Origin of the sequence: Alishewanella sp. BS5-314, assembly GCF_025377695.1 — a bacterium.
Lineage (GTDB): Bacteria > Pseudomonadota > Gammaproteobacteria > Enterobacterales > Alteromonadaceae > Alishewanella > Alishewanella aestuarii.
This window is the reverse complement of the sequence record NZ_JACEHJ010000002.1, coordinates 987,232-1,008,676: the sequence shown is the minus strand read 5'-3', so window position 1 is coordinate 1,008,676 and position 21,445 is coordinate 987,232. Positions and strand designations below refer to the sequence as shown.

General features: G+C 52.7%; 18 protein-coding genes. 10 read left to right on the top strand and 8 right to left on the bottom strand.

All coding sequences use genetic code 11. The annotated features are described in order from the left end of the window. The first annotated feature begins 59 nt into the window (after window positions 1-59). Both H1D31_RS09100 and H1D31_RS09095 read left to right on the top strand, forming a co-directional pair. Window positions 60-1,907, top strand: coding sequence for a sensor domain-containing diguanylate cyclase (locus H1D31_RS09100; protein ID WP_261257922.1), 1,848 nt, complete (start codon window positions 60-62; stop codon window positions 1,905-1,907). A gap of 144 nt (window positions 1,908-2,051) precedes the next feature. Further along, entirely contained in the window at window positions 2,052-2,600 is a 549-nt protein-coding gene (locus H1D31_RS09095; protein ID WP_261257920.1) for a hypothetical protein, read from the top strand. Between the two features lie 24 nt (window positions 2,601-2,624). On the opposite strand, the gene H1D31_RS09090 is transcribed toward H1D31_RS09095, so the two are convergent. The 3 genes from H1D31_RS09090 to sbcB all read right to left on the bottom strand — a co-directional run bounded on the left by H1D31_RS09090 (window position 2,625) and on the right by sbcB (window position 5,031). After that, window positions 2,625-3,101 carry a DUF6644 family protein gene (locus tag H1D31_RS09090; protein ID WP_261257919.1) on the bottom strand — a complete coding sequence of 159 codons (477 nt, stop codon included), beginning with the start codon at window positions 3,099-3,101 and terminating at the stop codon, window positions 2,625-2,627. A 3-nt stretch (window positions 3,102-3,104) separates the two neighbouring features. After that, the gene (locus tag H1D31_RS09085) at window positions 3,105-3,488 is read right to left on the bottom strand and encodes a hypothetical protein (protein WP_261257917.1); all 384 of its coding nucleotides are present in this window, start codon (window positions 3,486-3,488) and stop codon (window positions 3,105-3,107) included. Between the two features lie 109 nt (window positions 3,489-3,597). Then, window positions 3,598-5,031: an exodeoxyribonuclease I gene (sbcB, locus tag H1D31_RS09080; protein WP_261257915.1), complete on the bottom strand. Its 1,434-nt coding sequence runs from the start codon at window positions 5,029-5,031 to the stop codon at window positions 3,598-3,600. 224 nt (window positions 5,032-5,255) lie between these two features. Between sbcB and H1D31_RS09075 the strand changes: the two genes are divergently transcribed. Both H1D31_RS09075 and H1D31_RS09070 read left to right on the top strand, forming a co-directional pair. Next, window positions 5,256-6,803, top strand: a complete 1,548-nt coding sequence (locus tag H1D31_RS09075) for a methyl-accepting chemotaxis protein (protein WP_008949332.1) — start codon at window positions 5,256-5,258, stop codon at window positions 6,801-6,803. A 26-nt stretch (window positions 6,804-6,829) separates the two neighbouring features. Beyond that, a complete protein-coding gene (locus H1D31_RS09070) occupies window positions 6,830-9,172 on the top strand; it encodes a putative bifunctional diguanylate cyclase/phosphodiesterase (protein WP_261257913.1) in 2,343 nt (780 codons plus the stop codon). Here the strand turns inward: H1D31_RS09070 and H1D31_RS09065 are convergent. Next, a complete protein-coding gene (locus tag H1D31_RS09065; protein WP_261257911.1) occupies window positions 9,081-10,040 on the bottom strand; it encodes a LysR family transcriptional regulator in 960 nt (319 codons plus the stop codon). The two genes, H1D31_RS09070 and H1D31_RS09065, sit on opposite strands and share 92 nt — an antisense overlap. A 123-nt stretch (window positions 10,041-10,163) precedes the next feature. Between H1D31_RS09065 and H1D31_RS09060 the strand changes: the two genes are divergently transcribed. Beyond that, the gene (locus H1D31_RS09060; protein WP_008608350.1) at window positions 10,164-11,087 is read left to right on the top strand and encodes a sodium-dependent bicarbonate transport family permease; all 924 of its coding nucleotides are present in this window, start codon (window positions 10,164-10,166) and stop codon (window positions 11,085-11,087) included. On the opposite strand, the gene H1D31_RS09055 is transcribed toward H1D31_RS09060, so the two are convergent. Together H1D31_RS09055 and H1D31_RS09050 are read right to left on the bottom strand one after the other, a co-directional pair. Continuing rightward, window positions 11,084-12,538 (bottom strand): protein adenylyltransferase SelO, encoded by a 1,455-nt coding sequence (locus tag H1D31_RS09055; RefSeq protein WP_261257908.1) that lies wholly within the window; start codon window positions 12,536-12,538, stop codon window positions 11,084-11,086. The two genes, H1D31_RS09060 and H1D31_RS09055, sit on opposite strands and share 4 nt — an antisense overlap. A 77-nt stretch (window positions 12,539-12,615) precedes the next feature. Continuing rightward, window positions 12,616-13,467: a MurR/RpiR family transcriptional regulator gene (locus H1D31_RS09050; protein WP_008608352.1), complete on the bottom strand. Its 852-nt coding sequence runs from the start codon at window positions 13,465-13,467 to the stop codon at window positions 12,616-12,618. Window positions 13,468-13,629: 162 nt separating this feature from the next. Here H1D31_RS09050 and H1D31_RS09045 point away from each other — a divergent pair, with 162 nt between their 5' ends. The 4 genes from H1D31_RS09045 (at window position 13,630) to H1D31_RS09030 (ending at window position 16,779) form a co-directional block, all read left to right on the top strand. Continuing rightward, a complete protein-coding gene (locus H1D31_RS09045; protein ID WP_039925328.1) occupies window positions 13,630-14,340 on the top strand; it encodes a hypothetical protein in 711 nt (236 codons plus the stop codon). A gap of 74 nt (window positions 14,341-14,414) precedes the next feature. Continuing rightward, a complete protein-coding gene (locus tag H1D31_RS09040) occupies window positions 14,415-15,260 on the top strand; it encodes a DUF4394 domain-containing protein (protein ID WP_261257904.1) in 846 nt (281 codons plus the stop codon). After that, window positions 15,250-15,864: a methylamine utilization protein gene (locus H1D31_RS09035; RefSeq protein WP_261257901.1), complete on the top strand. Its 615-nt coding sequence runs from the start codon at window positions 15,250-15,252 to the stop codon at window positions 15,862-15,864. Before H1D31_RS09040 ends, H1D31_RS09035 begins: the two co-directional genes overlap by 11 nt. A 117-nt stretch (window positions 15,865-15,981) precedes the next feature. Next, a complete protein-coding gene (locus H1D31_RS09030) occupies window positions 15,982-16,779 on the top strand; it encodes a hypothetical protein (RefSeq protein WP_261257899.1) in 798 nt (265 codons plus the stop codon). 60 nt (window positions 16,780-16,839) lie between these two features. Here the strand turns inward: H1D31_RS09030 and katG are convergent, their stop codons facing one another. After that, window positions 16,840-19,026: a catalase/peroxidase HPI gene (gene katG, locus H1D31_RS09025; RefSeq protein ID WP_261257896.1), complete on the bottom strand. Its 2,187-nt coding sequence runs from the start codon at window positions 19,024-19,026 to the stop codon at window positions 16,840-16,842. Between the two features lie 156 nt (window positions 19,027-19,182). Further along, window positions 19,183-19,470 carry a hypothetical protein gene (locus H1D31_RS09020; protein WP_008983652.1) on the bottom strand — a complete coding sequence of 96 codons (288 nt, stop codon included), beginning with the start codon at window positions 19,468-19,470 and terminating at the stop codon, window positions 19,183-19,185. 171 nt (window positions 19,471-19,641) lie between these two features. Between H1D31_RS09020 and H1D31_RS09015 the strand changes: the two genes are divergently transcribed. Next, the gene (locus tag H1D31_RS09015) at window positions 19,642-21,399 is read left to right on the top strand and encodes an ABC transporter transmembrane domain-containing protein (protein ID WP_261257890.1); all 1,758 of its coding nucleotides are present in this window, start codon (window positions 19,642-19,644) and stop codon (window positions 21,397-21,399) included. Window positions 21,400-21,445: the final 46 nt, after the last annotated feature.

The window sequence follows — 21,445 nt, the reverse complement described above, 5'->3', positions numbered from 1 at the left end:
GACTATTATTAGTTAAAGTGAACTAAGCAAGTCAGCCCGAGCGGTCGTGGGGAGAAGGGATGAGATTAGTTTGGCAAGGAGTTGTACTCTGCAGCGGTTTGTTGTTTCTTAGTGCCTCCGCGTCCGCCAGTTGCCTGGGTAGTGGCGATCCGCAGATTGAGGCGCTTGCCAAAGACATCGGCCGTCAACCTTATCAGGCTTTAGCTGCGATTGAGCAAGTATTGGGTCATACAGATCTGACTATTGAGCGGCGCGCCTGGTTGGAAGCTGCGCGCGCTCAAGCTAAACGCATGCTTGGCCAGGAGAAAACCGAGCTACCACTTGCTTTAGAGGCGGCGCAGGCACTGCCGGCCGATCATCCGGCATTATTGCATCTACAGATTGCTCATCTTTACGGTGGCGGCTTGCGCGCCTCAGTTGACGAAACCCTCGATAGGCTGCTACCGCAGCTTGCCTTATTGCCTGTCAATCAACCGACCTCGCTTTGTCTGAAAATTCGTCTTGCCTCCGTTATGGCCGACATCGAAGCACTTAATGGCGAAACCTTTGAATTGGCTTCAAATGCTTACCGGAGCGCTGATAATGAGTCGCTGGCCTGGATGCGTGCCGAAGCAGCATCAGTGCTGGGGCAGATTGCCCTGAGAACAGATGGTGACTACGGTCGGGCGCTGAGCGAAGAGGCGCTGCGTTACTTCGAGGCTCAGCAAATGCACGATATGGTTGCCAATGAGTTATATATGAGTGCGTTTTCCTGGTGGAAGCAACGGGATAGCCAATCGCTGAAAAACGCCGAACAGCTCTTTCGCCGCTCTGCCGAAGCGGCACAACGGGCCGATAATCCTTTTGGTGTGGCCTATGCCGAAGCCGGGCTTTGTGGTGTGCTGGAGCAGCAGGGACGGGTGGCAGAGGCTCTGCTAAGCTGCCGCGCCAGCTTGCCTAAACTAAAGGGTATTCGGCATATCACCGAGTACAGCACTAACGTGAATTATGCGGCGGCGCTGCTGGCGAATAAAGAGCCGGGGCAAGCCATGGTGATACTTGAATCGTTAGCAAAGGACTGGCCAGAATGGGACGTCGGTTATCATGGCTACAGGTATTACTTTATCAGAGGGCAAACTTATGCCGCTTTGGGTCATTACGAAGCTGCGGTGTCAGATCTTAATGTCGCCTTAAGCGAACTGTTGGAGTTTGGCGATAACAGTTGGGCACGTAATAACAGACTGGTACAGGCGCGGTTTCGTGTAGAACAGCTGGCACAAAGTCTGGAGCGCAAAACTCTGGAAGCAGCAGAAAAGGATCGCCGCCACCGCTTGCTCGTGGTCAGTGGTGTTATAGTGACGCTGCTGCTTAGCGTTATCGTGATGATGCTGCTGCGACACCGGCGTTTTTACCGGCGGATGGCCTTTACTGATCCCTTAACCGGCTTGGCAAACCGCCGCTACACAGAGGCACGGGCACAGGAGGCCTTTGTGCATGCGAAAGCCCGGCAACAGCCGCTCTTTATTGCACTACTGGATTTGGATCGCTTTAAAACCTGCAACGATCGTTATGGTCATGATGCCGGCGATGAGGCGCTGAAACGTTTCGCTTATGTGGCGAGTAAAATTCTACGTCCGGGGGATATATTCGGCCGTTGGGGAGGCGAGGAATTTTTGCTGGTATTACAGGGCGTTGATCGTGACGAGGCGAATACCATCCTGGAGCGGTTGCGCAGTGCCGCGGCTGCCGAACGGTTGAAGCTGGCGCCGGATTATCCATTGCATTTTAGCGCGGGTGTTGTGGGATTACAGCACGATACCGAGCAGCTTGCTGAATTGCTGACTCTGGCAGATCAGGCGCTGTACCAAGCTAAGAAAGCCGGGCGGAATCGGAGTTATTTTGCGAAGGACTACGCAGTTTTAAATTGAAAGTGTTATCACAGTCTTGTCATACTGGCAGTTGGCCATAACACTGATTGCTTTGGCCCTGCACAGCGAATTATTCTCCCGTCGCAGGGCGCGTCATTGTGATTACCCCAAAATAGTAAAGGTTGCCTCTTTTCAGGAGCGGATATGCAAGGTAGCGCAGTAAAAAAATGGACATTGGTGTTGGGTTTTGTGCTCGCCATGGGGAGTGGCATCGTATTTTTCCATCAAAAGCTGATTTCGGCACTGATACTGCCGCAGTATATTGAATGGGCCACTGACACTGAACTGTTGGGCCTGCAAACTGGACAGCCGTTGGATGACATACAGTTGGCACTCGCCCGGGAAATTGGTATCAAGAACCCGCAACAGGTGAGGCTGGTCTTTGTTGATCAAGTCCCTTTTCCGTACGATAACCTGCTGTTAAAAACAGTGGGTGAAGCCGTGGGCTTTATCGGCGAGGGTATTGTCAATAATGCTCAGGTATTTGGCTACTCCATTTATGTCCGCGAAGACTACCCGCTTACTACGCCACGTCTGGCCCATGAGCTGGTGCATGTTTTGCAAATTGAACGCTCCAGTTTGCAGCAAGTTATTACACAGCATTTTAGCGACTTGGCGACCTATGGCTATGACAACGCCCCCCTGGAAGTGGAAGCTTATCAGGCAAATGAAAAGTATCGTGATGTGTTATAGGCTAGGATTTTAAGTACTTGCTGTTCAAACAAAAGCTATCCAGCGCCCGGCGAAAAGTATGGTTAGCCAGAGCAGTAACGAACTGGCGGCGGCAAGCTTAAGACTGTTACTGACTGGCCCGCCACTGCAGGCCTGCTGCCAGGCCCGGCTCAGGTGCACTATTAGCAGATTTAGCAGTGCCAGGGCCAGGAGCAGCATTTTCAGCAAAAAAGCCTGATTGCTCAGATATTGCAGGGGTTGCACGCTAAATAACAGCACGCCACTACCGATAGCCAGCAGCAAACCGATGCCCGCCAGCCGGCTAAACAGCTTAAATAAGTCTGATAACGCGCTTTGGCGTAGCACTCCGAGTAGCCGCAGATCTAACAGCAGGATATTACCAAGCAGCAGGGCGATGCCCAGAATATGCAGGGCGCTCAGCGCCGGATAAGCCAGTGCCGACTGGCGGATAAGGTTAATGAGCGCCAGTTCGGACAGGCTGGTCAGGCTGTTTGCCAGCAAGGCTTAGTCTTCGCGCACCAGCTGCGGATAAAAGGTATAAACCTTCCCATTAATGGTGGCGCGAACTGCTTTGATAATCCGTTCATCCGTTTTTGCCGAGCGATGACCACGCACCAGCACGGTATCACCGACCACAGCTTCGCCTTCGACAAAGCCAGCATCCCGGGTTTGCCGTGGATTGCCCAGATCGACCTGCCAGGCACCATCCGGGGTGTTGATCATTAAACGCGGATGCGGCGGGCCAATATAGATTTCGGTAATTTCACCGCTCATCTCGGTTTGCTGCTGTTCGGTCCAGTTCCAGCCGTGGTGGGCTGCGGCGCTGGCAGCCCAGAGTGCGGCAGCAAGTAAACTTAACTGGCTGACTTTAGTCAGGGTGGTACGCATCTTTACCTCGTCTGCTTTGCTTTAAAATCACTTTAGTATACGAAGCAATAGGCGCTATGGCGCACAAAAAAGCCGCTTTTGCGACCACCCGACAATCAGATGGGATCTGTTACAGTGCTTCTGCGTAGCGATACAAGGCTTTTAAAATCGCCATTTTCTGCTCATCGGCGCTGTGCTCATGTGCCAGGTTTTCCAGTGCTAAACTAAATTGCTCCAGCGTCAGGTTGGGATTATCCAGGCCATGCATCAGCTTGTCAGTGCGGTAACGTTGCCATTTTTGCAGCTCGCTATCGGTAAGGCTGAGCGGGTAATTGCGTGCCCGGTACAAAAAATATAAGCGGTTTAGCCGCTCTTCGCTAAAGATCAGGCTATCGGCGGTTAAGCTGGCCGGATCCAGTTGGTGCAGCTGTTGCATTTTTTGTTTATCGGCGTCGCTGATAAAGCCGTTGTAAAGCTGATAGTCGGGGTTAGTTTCAGCGCCGTAGTCGCCGGCTTGTTGATACAGCTCGACCACTTTTTGTTGTAACTGGCGATTTTGGCGCAGCCATTCCAGATGGTGCAGGCATTGGCTGCGGTCAATGCCAAGTTCGGTTGCGCGTTCGGCACTCAGAGTTTTCGCATTGGCCAGCACCGGGCATTTATTCAGATGGATTAGCTTTAACCCCAGCCGCTGTTCGCCGTCGGCCAGTTCACTGCTCTTACGGTAGAGTTTTTGTTGCAGTGTAGCCAAATCATCATCCAGCAGTGCTCTGGGGTCGAGTTGCAGGTTATAGCAGATAACCGCGTTCTTATTGCCAGGGTGGTAAGCCAGCGGCACTATCCAGCTGGCACAGCCCTGAGTCGCCGGGAATTTCGAAGAAATATGCACTAAGGGTGTTAAGCCTGCAACGTCAATCAGCTCGGCGACTTTTTGCTTTTTCCGCAGTTCAAACAGATAGTGAAACAGCTTGGGTTGTTGCTGTTTAATCAGTTTGGCAATAGCGATGGTGGCGTACACATCGGACAGGGCATCGTGGGCGGCGCTGTGTTCTAAGTTATTGGCTTTGGTTAGCAACTCCAGCTTAAAACTGGGGCTGCCATCGTCACGTAGCGGCCAGTTAATACCCTCGGGGCGCAGCGCGTAGCAGGCGCGCACCAGATCAATCAGATCCCAGCGGCTATTGCCCTGTTGCCATTCGCGGCCGTATACATCATAAAAGTTACGATACAGACCGTAGCGGGTGACTTCATCGTCAAAGCGCAGGCTGTTATACCCCAGCACGCAGGTATTGGGGATACTAAAGGCGTTTAGGATCCGCTGCATAAACTCGGTTTCAACTAAGCCTTTTTTATTACAGAGCTGCGGAGTTAAACCGGTGATCAGGGCGGCTGCCGGATGGGGCAGGTAGTCATTAGCGAGCTGGCAATACCACATGTCTGGCTCGCCAATAATATTCAGTTCATGGTCGGTACGGATACCGGCAAATTGGGCAGGGCGATCTTTTTTCGGATCGGCGCCCCAGGTCTCAAAGTCATAGAAATAAAAGCTTGGCGCTTGGCTCATGGCGGTTCCTGTCCGGAATTTCAGCAGCTTACTAGCAACATCAGATAGCCGCATCATAACCGATCGCTGGCCTGCAGGTACAGTCAGGCGGGAGTCCCCAGCATGGTAAGCCGCAGCTCACTTAATCGGATAAAATGCGCTGCTACACGCTTTTCTACCTCCAAGGTGGTAAATTACGCTACAATGTTTTATGTGTTTTTCTAATTATTTAAAGAGCTTACACCATGCGTAAAAACCTGCCTGTTACCAATCAACGCCGTACATTTGGTCCAGAGGAGCGGTTAATCTCGGTTACCGATACCCGCGGTATTATTGTTGACTGTAATGAGGCTTTTGTCGCGGTAAGTGGCTACAGCAAAGAGGAGCTGCTGGGACAGCCGCATAATCTGGTACGGCATCCGGATATGCCTGCGGCGGCCTATGAAACCATGTGGCGTTACCTGAAGCAGGGTAAAAACTGGATGGGCCTGGTGAAGAACCGCTGTAAAAACGGTGATTATTACTGGGTTGATGCCTATGTGATGCCGATTTTTGAAAAAGGCCAGATCGTGGGTTATGAGTCGGTGCGTTGTGCACCGAAAGAGCAGGATGTCACCCGCGCTGAACAACTGTATCAACACATCAATCAGGACAAAGCTGCTGCAAGGCGCTGGTCGGTGGAGGCGGGGCTCGGTTTATTGACGCTGCTGGTCGCTAGCTTAGCGCTGTGGCAAGGCGGTTTAATGGCGCTGGCGTGGGTGCTCGCTGCTGCGGCACTGACCTGGGCATTGTTACAAAAATGGCAGCAGGCCAAACTCTTTAGTGAGCTGGATGCCTTATTACCCGGTGCCTTTGGTGATCGCTTGGCGGTGCTAAGTTATACCGATGATCGTAATGCGGTAGGCAAGTTAAAAGTGAATGTGCTTAGCGAACGCTCGCATTTGCGTGCCATGCTAACCCGGATTGAAAATGCGGCCAGTAGCGTAGCTAAGGACTCACTGCGCGGCTTACAACTGACGCAGGAAGCCAACCAGGAGATTGATCGCCAGCAGGCCGAAACCATGCAGGTGGCCACGGCGATGAATCAAATGACGACGACTATCGCCGAAGTGGCGCACCATGTTACTGATACTGCAGCCCAGGCCGATAAAGCCAACAAATTAGCGGCACGGGGCAATGAAATTGCCGGTACCACCCGCTATTCGATTGAGAAATTACGCGATACGGTCAGCAGTATCGGCCAGTCGGTGACTGAGGTGTCTGATCAAACCGATAAGATTGCCAAGGCGGCACAGTTTATTGAGCAAATTGCCGATCAAACCAATTTACTGGCGTTAAATGCAGCGATAGAAGCGGCTCGCGCCGGCGAACAGGGGCGGGGCTTTGCGGTGGTGGCAGAGGAGGTGCGTAATCTGGCGCAGCGTACTCAGCAATCGACCAAAGAAATTTATGCTATCGTCGCGGAGTTGACGGCGCGGGCGAATAACGCGGTACATGTGGCGCAGTTAGGGGCCCAGGATGCCGAAAATGGTTTACAAAAAGTGCTGGAAAGTGGTGAGATGTTAAGTGGTATCAATGGCGCAGTGAATGAAATTGCCCATATGTCAACCCAGATGGCAGCTGCGGTAGAGCAGCAGGCCCATGTGGCAGACGATATCAACCGTCAGGTTGTCAGCATTTCCACGTTGGCGGGACATAGCACTCAGGCGGCGACGGAAGCGGCCCATACGCTAAGCCAGCTGAAAAAAGTGTCGGATAATCTGGCCGATTTGGTTCATCGGTTTAAACGCTAAACGCAAATCGCAGGCCCGGGGGCTCGATGTTAAGGTCGTTACGTAGTCAGTTAACCTTATTGCTGGTCGGTTTATTGCTGTTGCTGGCTGTATTTACCGGTTATGCCACCCTAAATACTATGCGTAACGACAGTGAGCAGCAAGCACGACAGCTGCTCAAAGTTGCCAGTAATGCCGCCGGCCAGACGCTGCAAGTGCGCAGTGATCAGTTAACTGACAGCGTCCGCCTGCTGGCGGCCGACTTTGGTTTTCGTCAGGCCGTGGCCACCGCCGAAGCGGAAACCATCAGCAGTGTTTTAGACAATCATGGCGCCCGGATTAACGCCGATCTGGCGTTTTTATTTACCCCGGATGGCCGGATGCTGGCCAGTACCGCTGCGGTGCAGGATAACGCCGTATTACCCGGTTTATTTGAACAAGCCCGTGCTCAGCAAGGTTCGCAGGCCAGCGTACTTAGCGTGGGAGAGCGTGCCTATCAGTTAGTGCTGGTGCCGGTACGGGCGCCGCATATTATTGCCTGGGTTGGTATGGGCTTTAGTGTCGATCAGCAACTTGCCAGCCAAATCGCCGATTTAACCGGGCTGCAGGTGAGTTTTATCAGGCTCAGCGGCGAACGTTTGGTGCTAAGTTCCACGCTTTCGGCAGCGGCCAAACAGCAGCTGGCCGAGCAGCTGCAACCTATCATGCTTGATGATCGCGTATTGCCGGAGTTGTTACCCCAGCATATCAGTCAGCTATTTGCGCTTAGCGAAACCCAGCAGTTATGGGGCGTATTGCACCTGCCAAATGCGCAGTGGCTGGCAAATTATCAGGCACTGCGTAATCAGCTGCTACAGATCTTTAGTCTGGGCCTGGCGCTGGCGTTGGTGGTGGCCTTTGTATATACCCGTAGTGTCACCCGGCCATTGGATAAACTGGTGCGCTACGCCAAGGCGATCGGGCGTGGTCAGGAAGTACAGCCGCCAGCGGTAGCCTTAGCTGAAGTGGGCTTGCTGGCAAATACCCTTACCCAGATGCGTGCGGCAATTCAGCAGCGGGAGCGGCAACTACTGGAGCAGGTGGAGCGCGACCCGTTAACCGGGTTAGCAAACCGGCTGGCGGTCGAGAAGCACCTGGCAGCCAGGCTGCAGCAACAGGCGTCGACTTTATTGCTATTAAATATCGCAAAGTTTCGTTACGTAAACGATAGTCTGGGCTATCACAGTGGCGATTTGTTATTGCAACAGCTGGCGCTGCGGCTTAACAATGAAACCACAATTAATTTTTGTGCCCGGCTGGGGGCTGATGAGTTTTTACTGGTGATCCCCTCCACGTTGGAAGAGGAGCAGATCAATAGTTTGCTGGTTAATCTGGCGCAGCCCTTCGACTTGGCCGGTTCGGCGATTAATCTACAGTTGGTGGCCGGTGTCTATGCCACCACGGCGCTGGCGCAGGATGTCAATGCGATATTGCGGCGGCTGGAAATTGCCCTGGCTAACGCCAAAGCGGACAATCTGCCGCAAGCCTGGTATCGCACCGGGCAGGATGAAAGCCATCAGCGGGAGCTGACCTTGATCCGCGATCTGCCACAGGCGTTAGACAGTGGTCAGTTTTCGGTGGTATTCCAGCCGAAGGTCGATATCGTTGCCCGCCGCTGTCGGGCGGCAGAGGCGTTGATCCGCTGGCAACACCCTACACTGGGTTTTGTCTCACCCATGGAGTTTATTACCCTGGCCGAGCGAACCGGCAATATTAGCCTGATCTCGAACTGGATGTTACAGCAGGTGATCCGGCAACTCGCCAGCTGGCAACAGCTGCACCCGCAAGTGGCAGTGGCAGTAAATTTATCGGCGGCCGATCTGCTGGATGATGCTTTGCCGGCGCGTATTTTGGCCGCACTGGCTGAAGCCGCTGTGCCAGTGAGTGCCTTAACACTGGAAGTGACCGAAAGTGCGGTGATGCAGGATGCCAGCCGGGCTATCGCTAATCTGAAAGTATTAAAGCAGGCCGGGATCAAGCTGGCGATTGATGATTTTGGTACCGGGCAGTCATCACTGGCTTATCTGAAGAATTTGCCGGTACATGAAGTGAAAATCGATCGCGCCTTTATCAAAGATATCGAACACAACCAACAGGATGCGTTGATTGTGCAGGCGACCGCGCAGCTGGCGGGAGGACTGGGGCTGACCGTTACGGCGGAAGGGCTGGAGAATCATGCCGGTTTAAGCCGGGTATTGGATGCCGGCTGTCAGCAGGTGCAGGGGTATTACTTCGCCAAACCGTTATCCGCCAAAGATTTTAGCCAGTGGTTGCAGGATTTTGCGACTCAGGGCGAGCGTTTCTTTCCGCCTGCAGTGGATCCTGCCACAGCGCCAACTGCTGCTCAATAAAGCTGCCGAGTTTGACGGCGGCCTGCGGCAAGCGTTTATTACTGTGCCGTACCAGATACCAGTGACTTAGCAGCGGAAAACCGCTTACCTCCAGTACAGACAGCAGATGTTGCTGTCCCTGCAAGGTATGGGCAGATAACAAGGCTACGCCCAGACCAGCCATCACACTAAGCCGGATCGCTTCATTTGACTCCATTTGCATACTATATTTGATTTCAGTGGCCTGGCTACTGAGCCAGCTATCAAAGGTCATACGGGTGGCTGAGCCGGGTTCGCGCAGAATAAAGCGTTCCTCCTGCAGCATCCCAAAACTTAAGCCGCTTTGCCGGCTGGCCCAGTGCCCGGGCGGGGCTACCAGATACAGCGGGTTGGCGACTACGGCCTTGGCTTTAACATTTTCCCCGCCGGGTGGGTGACTGAACAAATACAGGTGATCCTGTTGCTGGGCAAAGCGGTTTAAAATATGAGCCCGGTTGCCGATCTGCAGGTTGATCACCACCCTCGGATAGTCGCGGCTAAAGTCGGCCAGCAGTTGTGGCAACAGATATTGGGCGGTATTGACTACCGCCAGCGAAATGGTGCCGGCATCGCCACGGCGCTGTTGATGTAGCTGCTGATTAAATTCTGATAGCCGTTCATCAATATCCAGCACCGCCTGATACAGCAGTTCACCACTGGCGGTCAGTTGTAAGCGTTGTTGCTGATAATCAAACAGTGGCTCGCCAATGATTTCACTGAGTTTTTTAAGTTGTAATGATACCGTGGGTTGCGTCAGGTGCAGTAAACGGGAAGCGGCGGTAATATTGCCACTTTCGGCAACCTGGCGGAAAACCTGTAATAGCCGGAAACTAAGATGACGGGCGTCCATAGATAATTATCAATAGTGATTTGTTAGATTATTAATTAGCATAAAGGGTAGGTTGCAGGCAAGATCGCCGCCGATATTTACACAAACTAAAACTACATGATGCTCTAGAACGGGGAGAACTTAATGCCAGATGTGGTTATAGCGTTTTTTGCCTTGGGTTTAATTGCCGGCCTGGTGAAATCCGATCTCAAAGTGCCGGTGTCGATTTATGAAATCCTGTCAATTTTACTGATGTTGGTAATTGGCCTGAAAGGCGGTATGGCATTGCATGGCGAACCCTTGTTGCCGCTGCTGCCGGAGCTGGCGCTAATCGTATTTTGTGGTGCCCTGATCCCACTGCTGCTGTATCCGCTGTTAAGACGCCTGATTAAGCTGGATAGTGCCAACGCTGCCAGTATTGCCGCGCACTATGGCTCCGTTAGTGCTGGTACCTTTGCGGTGGTGCTGGCGGTTGCGATGGCGAATAATCTGGAATTATCCGCCCAGACCACACTTTACCTGGTGCTGCTGGAATTGCCGGCTATCGTGGTAATGCTCTGGCTGTACCGCTTTATTAATGGCACCAAGGCCAATGGTCTGGCAATTTTACATGAAGCCCTGACCAGCCGCGGTGTGCTGCTGTTATTGGGCGGCATGTTGATTGGGGCTTTTTATGGTAATGAGGGCTTATCGGAAATTACCCCGGTATTGCTGGGTGGTTTTAAAACCATGCTGGCGCTGTTTTTATTGGAAATGGGCCTTTGTACGGCCCGGGTCTGTAATCCGTTGCCGTGGAAGCATTGGCGGCTGATGATTTTCGCACTGGTTACGCCGTTGGTACTGGCCAGTGTCGGACTGCTGGTTGCCGGCATCCTGGGCATGCCAGCGGGTAGTGCCCTGGTGTTTGCGACGCTAATGGCCAGTGCTTCTTATATCGCGGCACCCGCGGCGATCCGGGCCGCCATTCCACAGGCCGATATCGGCCTGTCGATGCTGGCGGCGCTCGGGATCACCTTCCCATTTAATATCTTAATCGGTATTCCACTTTACCAAAGCTGGATCCTTTAGGTACCACAAAAAGTCTGGCAGACGCGCTGTTCCGGGCGCGCTGCCAGGCTGTATGGCTCACCTGCTGCGGACTGCTGATAGGGTTGTTGCCATAGCTGCTGCAATTGTTGGAATAAAGCTAAATCGCCATGCTGGCTAACCTGGTCTATCACCTGTTGGATCAGGTGATTGCGCGGGATCAGATAAGGGTTGGCGGTTGCCATAATAGCCTGCGGATCGGCTGTCTGCTGGCTAAGACGTTGCTGCCATTGCCGCTGCCAGGCACTGTACTGTTGTTTGTCCAGTTGCTGTGTTAAATAGACACTGTCGCCTTGGCGCAGCGCGAAAAAACTCTGGCTAAAATCAGCCTGGCCAGCGCTCAGTAACGCAAGAAAATCGGTGATCAGCTGATCGTCCGCCTCTTCCTGTGCCGGTGCCGTTAATCCCAACTTGGCCCGAAAGCGCTGCCGGTATGCAGTTTGATAATACTGTGGAAAGGCGTTCAGCACCGACATTGCCAGCGCAATCGCCTGCTCTTGATCCGGGTCAATCAGGGACAGCAGGGCTTCGGCCAGCCGGGCCAGGTTCCACTGCGCAACGGCTGGCTGATTCTGATAGGCATAGCGACCCTGTTGATCGATATAACTGTAAACCTGCCGCGGTTGATAGGCTTCCATAAAGGCGCAGGGACCATAGTCAATGGTTTCGCCGCTCAGGCTCATATTATCGGTATTCATGACACCGTGGATAAAACCCAGGCTCATCCAGTGCGCGACCAACTGCGCCTGGCGCTCCGCTACCTGCTGTAACAGCGCCAGATACGGATTATCCTGTTGCCACAGCTGTGGATAGTGACGGTTTATGACATAGTCTGCCAGTGCGGGCAGCACAGCCGGATCAGGCTGGCTGGCGGCATACTGCATTGTACCGATCCGGATATGACTGCTGGCAACCCGGGTTAAGATAGCGCCCGGTAGTGTTTCATCACGGAACACCAACTCACCGCTGCTAACGGCTGCTAACGCCCGGGTGGTGGGTACGCCTAAGGCATACATGGCTTCGCTAACCAGATATTCGCGTAGTACCGGGCCCAGTGGGGCGCGGCCATCGCCACTGCGTGAAAACGGGGTACGACCGGCGCCTTTTAGTTGCAGATCGTAAAGCTTACCATCCTTGGCCCGCAGCTCTGCCAGTAGCAGCGCCCGGCCATCGCCTAAGCGGGGAACATAGTTAGCAAATTGGTGGCCAGCATAGGCCTGAGCCAGCGGCAATGTCCAATCGGGTAGGTTGTTACCGCTAAACAGCGCTAAGCCCTCAGCTGTGCGCTGATACTGTTCTGGCAACTTTAGTTCGCTGGCCAGAGTCTGGTTAAATGCCAGCCAGGCCGGGGCGCGCACCGGCGTTGGCGCACAATCGGCGTAGCAGGCAGCAGGGAGGGTTCGGTAGCTATGTTCAACCTGAAATAATGACATAACGGCTCTAAGGCAGTGACAGAATAGTTGAGTAGTTTACTCAGATATTCCCGCTCTGGCTAGGTTGTGTGCATGCTTTAGCGTTTACGGTATTCAGCTACTGCCTGATTTGAGGCTTCGACCATTTTGCGCCCGCGTGCTGAGCTTTGCGTCAGCATAATAAACAGTAGGTCAATGACCAGCTCCTGAGCATTACGTGACAAAATAGACGACAGCCGGGCGGCATTTTCATTGGCGACGGTTTTTAAATTTAGCACTGAGAGTTTCGCTACGGTATTAGGCGCAAAACCGGTCAGGCTCAGCAGCGGAATGCCACGGCTACTGGCATACTGGCTGACGACGATCATCTCCGGTGTTTCACCGGATTCACTGATCACCACCAGTAAATCTTTATTGTTGTAGTGGGCTAAATCAGCCAGTTGGATATGGTTATCACTTTCTGCGATGGCTTGTAGCCCCAGTTTGCGTAGCTTCAGGCAAAAATCCTGTGCCACCAGAAAGGAGGCACCTTTACCGGTTAGCATAATGCGTCTGGCCTGGGTCAGCAGTTGACAGCCTTGCTCCATACTGGCCTGATCATTGGCACTAAGGGTATTGGTCAGAACTTCAATTTTACCGGCCAGCAGTTTGCGCGCCATTTCCTGAAAATTATCATTCAGCGCAATATCACCATGCAATTTAATGCTTTTCGGGCTGGCTTGCTGGTGCAGGCTGTCGTTAATTGCAAACTTAAAATCCGGGTAGCCCTTATAACCCAGCTTTTGCGTAAAGCGGACCACTGTAGCCTGACTAACGCCAACGGCCTGTGCCAGTTCCTGTGATGATAATTGACGAATTTGTGCTGAGTTCGCCAGTACATAGTCCGCTATCGCCAGTTCAGCGCTGCGTAAGCGGCTTTTTAGAAGCACAATTTTTTGTAATACGGCCATACCTGGCTCCAAACTGCTGTTATGGTTTGAGTATACGCGTATTGCGGGCAGAAAGACCAGCCGCACGCCCACGCCAAAATGCTGTGCCGGCTAACGTTGCCAAAGGCGGTACTTCTGCATAAAATCGCCGGCCTGGATCTTCAACGCGAAGCGGAGTGCATGGTGAATAAAAATCTACTGACAAATGGGGCGGCTTTGGTGCTGGTACTGGGCGGCGTGCTGCTTGCTCAGCCACTGCTGCTGAGTATCGGTATGTTTGCTTTGGCCGGCGCCATTACCAATACCCTGGCTATCCATATGTTGTTTGAGCGGGTGCCTCTGCTGTATGGCTCAGGTGTGATCCCGGCGCGCTTTGTGGAATTCCGGCAGGGGATCTATCAGTTGGTGATGACCGAGTTTTTTAGCAGTGAAAATATCGACCGCTTTTTAGCGGAGAAAAAACAACAACACAGCCGGGCCTTTGATTTTGAACCGGTAATCAAGCAAACCGATCTCAGTCCGGCCTTTAATGCGCTGGTCAGTGCCGTGGAGCAATCTTCTTTTGGCAGTATGCTGTCGATGTTCGGCGGCAGTGCGATGCTAAAACCCTTACAACAGCCCTTTACTGAAAAATTACAGAGCGCACTGATTGAGATTAGTCAGAGTGAGCAGTTTAACCAGTTGCTGTTGACGCAATTGGACAGTCCGGAGCAATTAGCCGAGCTCAGACAACAGATCGAACAAATTGTTGAACAGCGGCTGGCTGAGCTGACCCCCGAGCTGGTAAAACAGATTATTCAACGGATGATCCGCGAGCATCTGGGCTGGCTGGTGGTTTGGGGCGGGGTTTTTGGTGGTGTGCTTGGTCTGCTGGCAGGACTGATTAGCCGCTAATCCCTTGCTGAACCGCTGAAATGTCAGTACCGTAGTGTAACTGCCAGTTGGCGTTCTTAAAGCGAGGTACAACCATGACGGTAACAACCAAGACCTGTAGTATTGCAGCAGCGCTATTGTTAAGTCCCCTTTATTTGCAGGCAATGCCAGAACTAAAAGGCAATGAACAGCTGTGGTTATTAACGGCTGAACAGCAGTTGGTTAAAGTTGCGGCCAAGGCGCCACAGCAAATTATCGAGCAGCGTGCCCTGCAGGGACTTTCTGCAGCGGAGCAGTTAATTGGTATTGATTACCGGGTGGCATACGGCGTGTTGTTTGGTTTATCGAATCAGGGCCAGCTCTATCAGATCAATACGACAGACGGTAGCCTGACTAAAGTTGGTACTGCATTACCCGCAGGTACTCTGACTGACGCTGCTTATGGTTTTGATTTTAACCCGGCGGCAGATCGGATCCGGGTCGTTAATGTGCAGGGACAAAATTTACGCCTGCATCCGGAAACCGGCGCGCTGGCCTTTACTGATCCCAAGCTGCATTATGCCGCGGACGACATCAATGCCAATAAGCAACCAGCGATAGTTGCTGCCGCTTATACCTATAATCAGCAAAATGAGAAACTCACCACCAATTATGCTATCGATCTGGCACAAGGCGCGCTGGTGACTCAGGGCAGTATTGAAGGCCAGGAGCCGGCAGTTTCACCCAATACCGGTACCCTGTTCACAGTAGGTAGCCTGGGCCTGGCAGCACTTAGCGACGTCGCCTTTGATATTTCCGATCTGCGTAATATTGGCCTGTTGGCAGTCAGCAAACAAGGCGCAGCGGTAAGTAGCTTGTATCAGGTGGATCTGGCCAGTGGTAAAACACTGTTACTTGGCGAGTTACCGACCACGATAACGGGTATCGCCATTGAACCTTAAACTACTGACCATCCTACTGACGCTGACGCTGCTGTTTAGCGGCGCTAGCCTGGCTGCTGGGTTGCAGGTACAGGTAATTGACGAGCAGGGCAAACCGGTTGCCGGGGCAGTGGTGTTTTTAGAATCCGCTGCTGCCAGTGCAGCGGTAAAGCCTGTCGACGATGCCCGTATTGTGCAAAAGGATAAAACCTTTATCCCGGATGTGCTGGTGATCCCGCGCGGTACCGCCGTGTATTTTCCCAACGAAGATACGGTGCGACATCATGTGTATTCGTTTTCTGCCATCAAGCCGTTTGAAATTAAGCTTTACGTTGGCACCCCTGCAGCGCCGGTGCTGTTTGACCAGAGTGGCGTCGCGGTACTCGGCTGTAATATTCACGATGAAATGATTGCCTGGGTGGTGGCACTGGATACGCCTTATTACAGCCGCAGTGATCAGCAGGGATTATCCAGGCTGGAGCAGGTACCGCCAGGACGCTACACCTTGCGGGTTTGGCATAAAGACTTATTAAACGAGCAGGATGTGCCAAGGTTGGCGATAGAAATCGGCCAGCAGCCACAGCAAACGACAGTGCAATTGCCGAAACTGGCACCGGTATTTTAAACCTATTTTATGCCGCCGGTAATACGGCGGTCTTTTCCGCGTCTATACTAGAGCTGGCGTTTTGATGTCGCTTCGGTTGGTAGTTATTATCAGCAATATGCATCAAGGAGAGCCAGTATGTTCATAAGGTCTATCGTGGCGCAGTTTTTCAGCGTCAGTCTTTTTTTTAGTGGGTCGCTGCAGGCTGTACCGAGCGAGCAGTTAGATATTGCCGGTATTAAGCTTGGGATGACCGCATCGGAAGTTAAAACTGCGATCAACGTCTTTGACCCGGCGCTGCGGATTGAAGAAGTTGGCGCAGTATTTAATATCCATGATGGTGCCAGCTCGCTGCAAAGTCCCGAGTTTTTAGATCGGATAGAAGCCTTGCAGGGGAATCAGGGGGCAGTGTTAAAGGTATTCTTCTCCGGTCCGGTGGGCGAGGTACGGGTAATTGGCGTGGCCCGCAAGGGATTGATCCTGAGCAACCAGCCGGCGTCAGCGCAATTTATGCAGTCGCTTACCGCACGTTATGGTCAACCAACGGCATTTAATCGTAATCAAAAAGATCAGCCGGTATGGGAAGCGAGCGGCAAAATGTCCTGTCTGAAAGCCCGGGATTATAAGAATGAGCCGCAGGTGAATATTGCGCCGGGTTTTGGTGAAAGTGTGTTAGTCAATGTCAGTGCGGAGCAGTTCTTTAGTAGCCGGGCCGGCAATAATACTGGTAAGGGATTATTCCCGAAAGAATTTACTGACTGTGGTAGTTACCTGAGTTACTTTTTCCCGGGCGATCCGATCAGTAGCTTTAGTGGCGAACTAATGGATCTGGGTGCGATAGTGCACACAGAACGCAGCCGACAACAATGGGTTGAACAGTTAACGGCAGAAGCGATACAGAAACGGCTATCAAAAGGTCAGGTACCGAAGTTTTAGGCGAGATGAAGATTACGAAACAGGCCGGTCTGGTGACCGGCCTGTTTGGGTAAAGACCACTTATTTCAGATCAAAACGATCGGCATTCATCACTTTTACCCAGGCGTTAACAAAGTCTTGTACAAACTTCTGTTTGTTATCATCCTGGGCATAGACTTCAGCATAAGCGCGCAGAATCGAATTGGAGCCAAACACCAGATCAACCCGGGTCGCGGTCCATTTCACTTTGCCGCTGCTGCGCTCGACAATGTTATAGCTGTTGCGACCGGTCGGTTGCCAGCTGTAGTTCATGTCGGTCAGATTGACGAAGAAATCGTTGCTCAGCACCCCCGGCTTATCGGTAAAGACACCATGCTTGCTGCCACCAAAGTTGGTATCCAATACCCGCATGCCACCGATTAAAGCGGTCATTTCCGGGGCGGTTAAACCCAGTAACTGGGTTTTATCCAGCATCATTTCCTCAGGCTGTACCACATAATCTTTTTTCAGATAATTGCGGTAGGCATCATGTAGCGGCTCCAGCACTTCGAATGACTCAACGTCAGTTTGCGCCTGAGTCGCATCGCCACGGCCCGGTGCAAAAGGTACTGTGATATTCACACCGGCCGCTTTAGCTGCCTGTTCAATCGCCGCCGAGCCACCCAGTACAATCAGATCGGCCAGGCTGACTTTTTTACTCAGGCCAGCTTGAATGCCCTCCAGCGCCTTCAGTACCTTTTGTAACCTTGCGGGCTCATTGGCTTCCCAATCTTTTTGTGGCGCCAGCCGGATGCGGGCACCGTTCGCGCCGCCGCGATAATCTGAACCGCGGAAGGTGCGGGCGCTATCCCAGGCAGTGGCAACCAGCTCACTTACTGTTAAACCGCTGGCCAGAATTTTTGCTTTCAGCTCACTGATTTCGGCCTCAGTCAGGTTGTAGCTCACGCTCGGTACCGGATCTTGCCAAATCAGTTCTTCTGTTGGCACATCTGGTCCGAGATAACGGCTTCTTGGTCCCAGATCGCGGTGGGTTAATTTAAACCAGGCCCGGGCAAATACATCTTCAAAGTAGGCCTGATCTTGGTAGAAGCGCTCCGAGATTTTACGGTATTCAGGATCCATTTTCAGCGCCATATCGGCGTCGGTCATAATGGGGTTATAGCGAATGGCGCTATCTTCAACATCAACCGGCTTGTCCTGCTCTTTAATATTTACCGGCTCCCACTGCCAGGCACCGGCCGGGCTCTTTTTCAGCTCCCAGTCGTGTTCCAGCAACATTTTAAAGTAGCCGTTATCCCACTTGGTCGGTTCGCTGGTCCAGGCACCTTCAAGGCCGCTGGTGACAGTATCACGGCCAATACCGCGGGTTTTATGGTTCATCCAGCCAAAACCCTGCTCATGTAATTCAGCACCTTCTGGTGCCGGGCCCAGGTTTTCGGCAAGGCCATTACCGTGCGCCTTACCGACAGTATGACCACCAGCGGTCAGCGCCACCGTTTCTTCATCGTTCATCGCCATGCGAGCAAAGGTAACGCGCATATCGTGGGCGGTTTTCAACGGATCCGGATTACCATCCACACCTTCAGGGTTGACATAGATCAGACCCATCATTACCGCAGCCAGCGGATTTTCTAAATCGCGTTCACCAGAGTAACGGCTGCCTTCGCTACCAGATTTGGCCAGCCATTCTTTTTCGCTACCCCAGTAGGTGTCTTTTTCCGGATGCCAGATATCTTCGCGGCCACCGGCAAAGCCGAAGGTTTTAAAGCCCATCGACTCATAGGCCATATTACCGGCCAGGATCATCAGATCGGCCCAGGAAATTTTGTTACCGTATTTTTTCTTGATTGGCCACAGCAGACGGCGGGCCTTGTCGAGATTGCCGTTATCCGGCCAGCTATTAAGTGGGGCGAAACGCAGATTGCCGGTGCCGGCACCGCCACGGCCATCAGCAATGCGGTAGCTACCTGCACTATGCCAGGCCATCCGGATCATCAGGCCACCATAATGGCCCCAGTCTGCCGGCCACCAGCTTTGGCTTTGCGTCATCAGCGCTTTCAGATCGTTTTTAACGGCTTGCAGATCCAGCTTGGCGAACTCGGCAGCATAGTTAAAGTCGGCACCAAGCGGGTTAGACTTGCTATCGTGCTGGTGCAGAATATCCAGGTTCAGCGTTTTCGGCCACCAGGCCATCACGTTATCGCTGTTGCTGGTATTAGCACCGTGCGCGATAGGGCACTTACCAGTGGAGGGGGTGTTCTTGTCCATGGGTCACTCCTGTTTTGGTTATTGCAAAGGGTACGACGCGTGATACGTCAATAAGTTGCAATAACTATAGACCCCAATATGGAAAAGGAAAAATAACTTAAAACGAATAGCCTAATAGCTTTTAGCAATTAAAAAGCAAGATTTTAACTGTTTATTTCAGCCTGGCTGACCATTAAACCACTGGATCCCATAGTGCGAGAAGATTTCGGCATCGCGGTTATACCAGCGCCTAAAAGGCTCAATATTAAAACCATGGAGTTGCGCCAGATACGCATAGCGCATGGCGGTTTGCAGCATATCAGGATAGCGCCAGATCCGGCCGTAGGCGACCACATGCAGCTGTGGGTGCTCCCCCAGAATATCCAGCGCCTGCATCACTTTATGTAAGTAACGCAGTTCCGAGGTTTGCTCCGGGGTAATTGCCTGCGGATGAAATTTGGCCATGCTTAGCTCCGATCAGAACGGGTTTAACGTCAGTATTTTTATATCGGCTGTCGCCGCACAGATTTGAGCTGCATTTTTAGCGGATGCAGAAATTTTCTGTCGACCTCTTGTTTAATGCCGGTTACAACGCCACTTCTGAGCTTTTAGCCGAGCAGAATTGCAGAATTAATGATGAGTGCTTCGCCACAACAACAGCAGCCAGGTGTTTTAAGCTGGGTTGCCGGGTTTTTAAATCCTTATCGCGGTCGGGTGTTAGCGGCGCTGCTGTTTTTGCTGCTTAGCTCGCTGGCTTGGCTGGCTTTAGGGCAGGGCGTACGTTTACTGGTAGACGAAGGCTTTGTTGCCGGCAATAGCAGCCGGTTAAACGAACTGACGCTACTGGTACTGGCTATCACGCTGGTGGGGGCTCTGGCGGTATTTTTCCGATTCTACTTTATGAGCTGGCTCGGTGAGCGGGTCAGCGCCGATCTGCGCAACCAGGTGTTTCAGCATTTACTTAAGCTATCACCGGCGTTTTACAGTGAAACCCGTACCGGTGAGGTGATTTCACGTTTTACTGCTGACACTACCTTGTTACAAAGTGTGGTTGGTTCCAGCCTGTCGATGGCGCTGCGCTCAGCGGTTACCGCCATCGGTGGCCTGACGATGATGGCCTTTACCAGTATTAAGCTGACATTATTGGTGTTTCTGGCGGTGCCCTTGGTATTGGCACCGATTTTTATCCTTGGCAAAAAGGTGCGCAAGCTGGCCAGGCAAAGTCAGGATCGGTTGGCTGATATTGGCGCTCACGTTGATGAAAGCCTGCATGAAATTCATACCGTGCAATCCTATGGCCATGAACTGCGCGATGAACAGCATTTTGCGCAAAAAATCGATGCGGTACTGGCAGCGGCGCGGGGCCGGATCTTTTATCGTGCCTTACTGATTGCCTCGGTGATGCTACTTAGCATCGGCGCTGTGACAGTGGTTGGCTATATTGGTGCGCAGAATGTGTTAACTGGCAGTATCAGCGCCGGCCAACTTACCGCGTTTTTGTTCTATGCCGTGATGGTTGCCGGCGGCATGGCCACTATTAGCGAAGTGATAGGTGAAGTGCAGCGGGCGGCGGGTGCAGCAGAGCGGCTGCAGGAACTGGCCAGTGAACCGGTACAAATTGCTGCGCCGCCCCAGCCGATTGCACTGCCAGCAAAGCTGAGCGGCGATTTACGTTTTGACGCAGTCAGCTTTGCTTATCCGCTGTCGCCGGCACAACAGGTGCTGCACCAGCTTAGCTTTGAGGTGAAGGCGGGTGAGCGGGTGGCGTTAGTTGGCCCCAGTGGCGCGGGTAAAAGTACTCTCTTTCAGTTGTTGCAGCGTTTTTATGATGTTAGCGCCGGGTCGATTTATCTGGACCAACTGCCGATCACAGCGCTCGAGCCGGCACAACTGCGCCGTCAATTTGCGCTGGTGCCACAGGAGGCAGTGATCTTTGCCAACTCGGTGCTGGAAAACGTGCGTTATGGCCGGCCAGAGGCCAGTCTGGAGCAGGTGATTGCCGCCTGTGTTGCGGCGCGGGCTGATCAGTTTATCCGCGACTTGCCTGAGGGGTACCATACCCAACTGGGCGAGCGGGGCGTGCGCCTGTCTGGCGGTCAGAAGCAGCGTATTGCGATAGCGCGGGCCATTTTGGCGGATCGCCCAATTTTATTACTGGACGAAGCCACCAGTGCGCTGGACGCGGCCAGTGAACATGCGGTCAAACTGGCGTTGCAGGAGTTGATGCAGCAAAAAACCACGCTGATTATCGCCCATCGGCTCAGCACGGTATTAAATGCTGACCGGATCCTGGTGCTGGATCAGGGCAGGCTGCTGGCCAGTGGCAGCCATAGCGAACTGGTGGCGACCTGTCCGCTTTATCGCGAGCTGGCCGAGTTGCAGTTATTGGCCTGATCGGTTTTACTTAGTATCCGATCCCCAATAATGATAACGATAACGG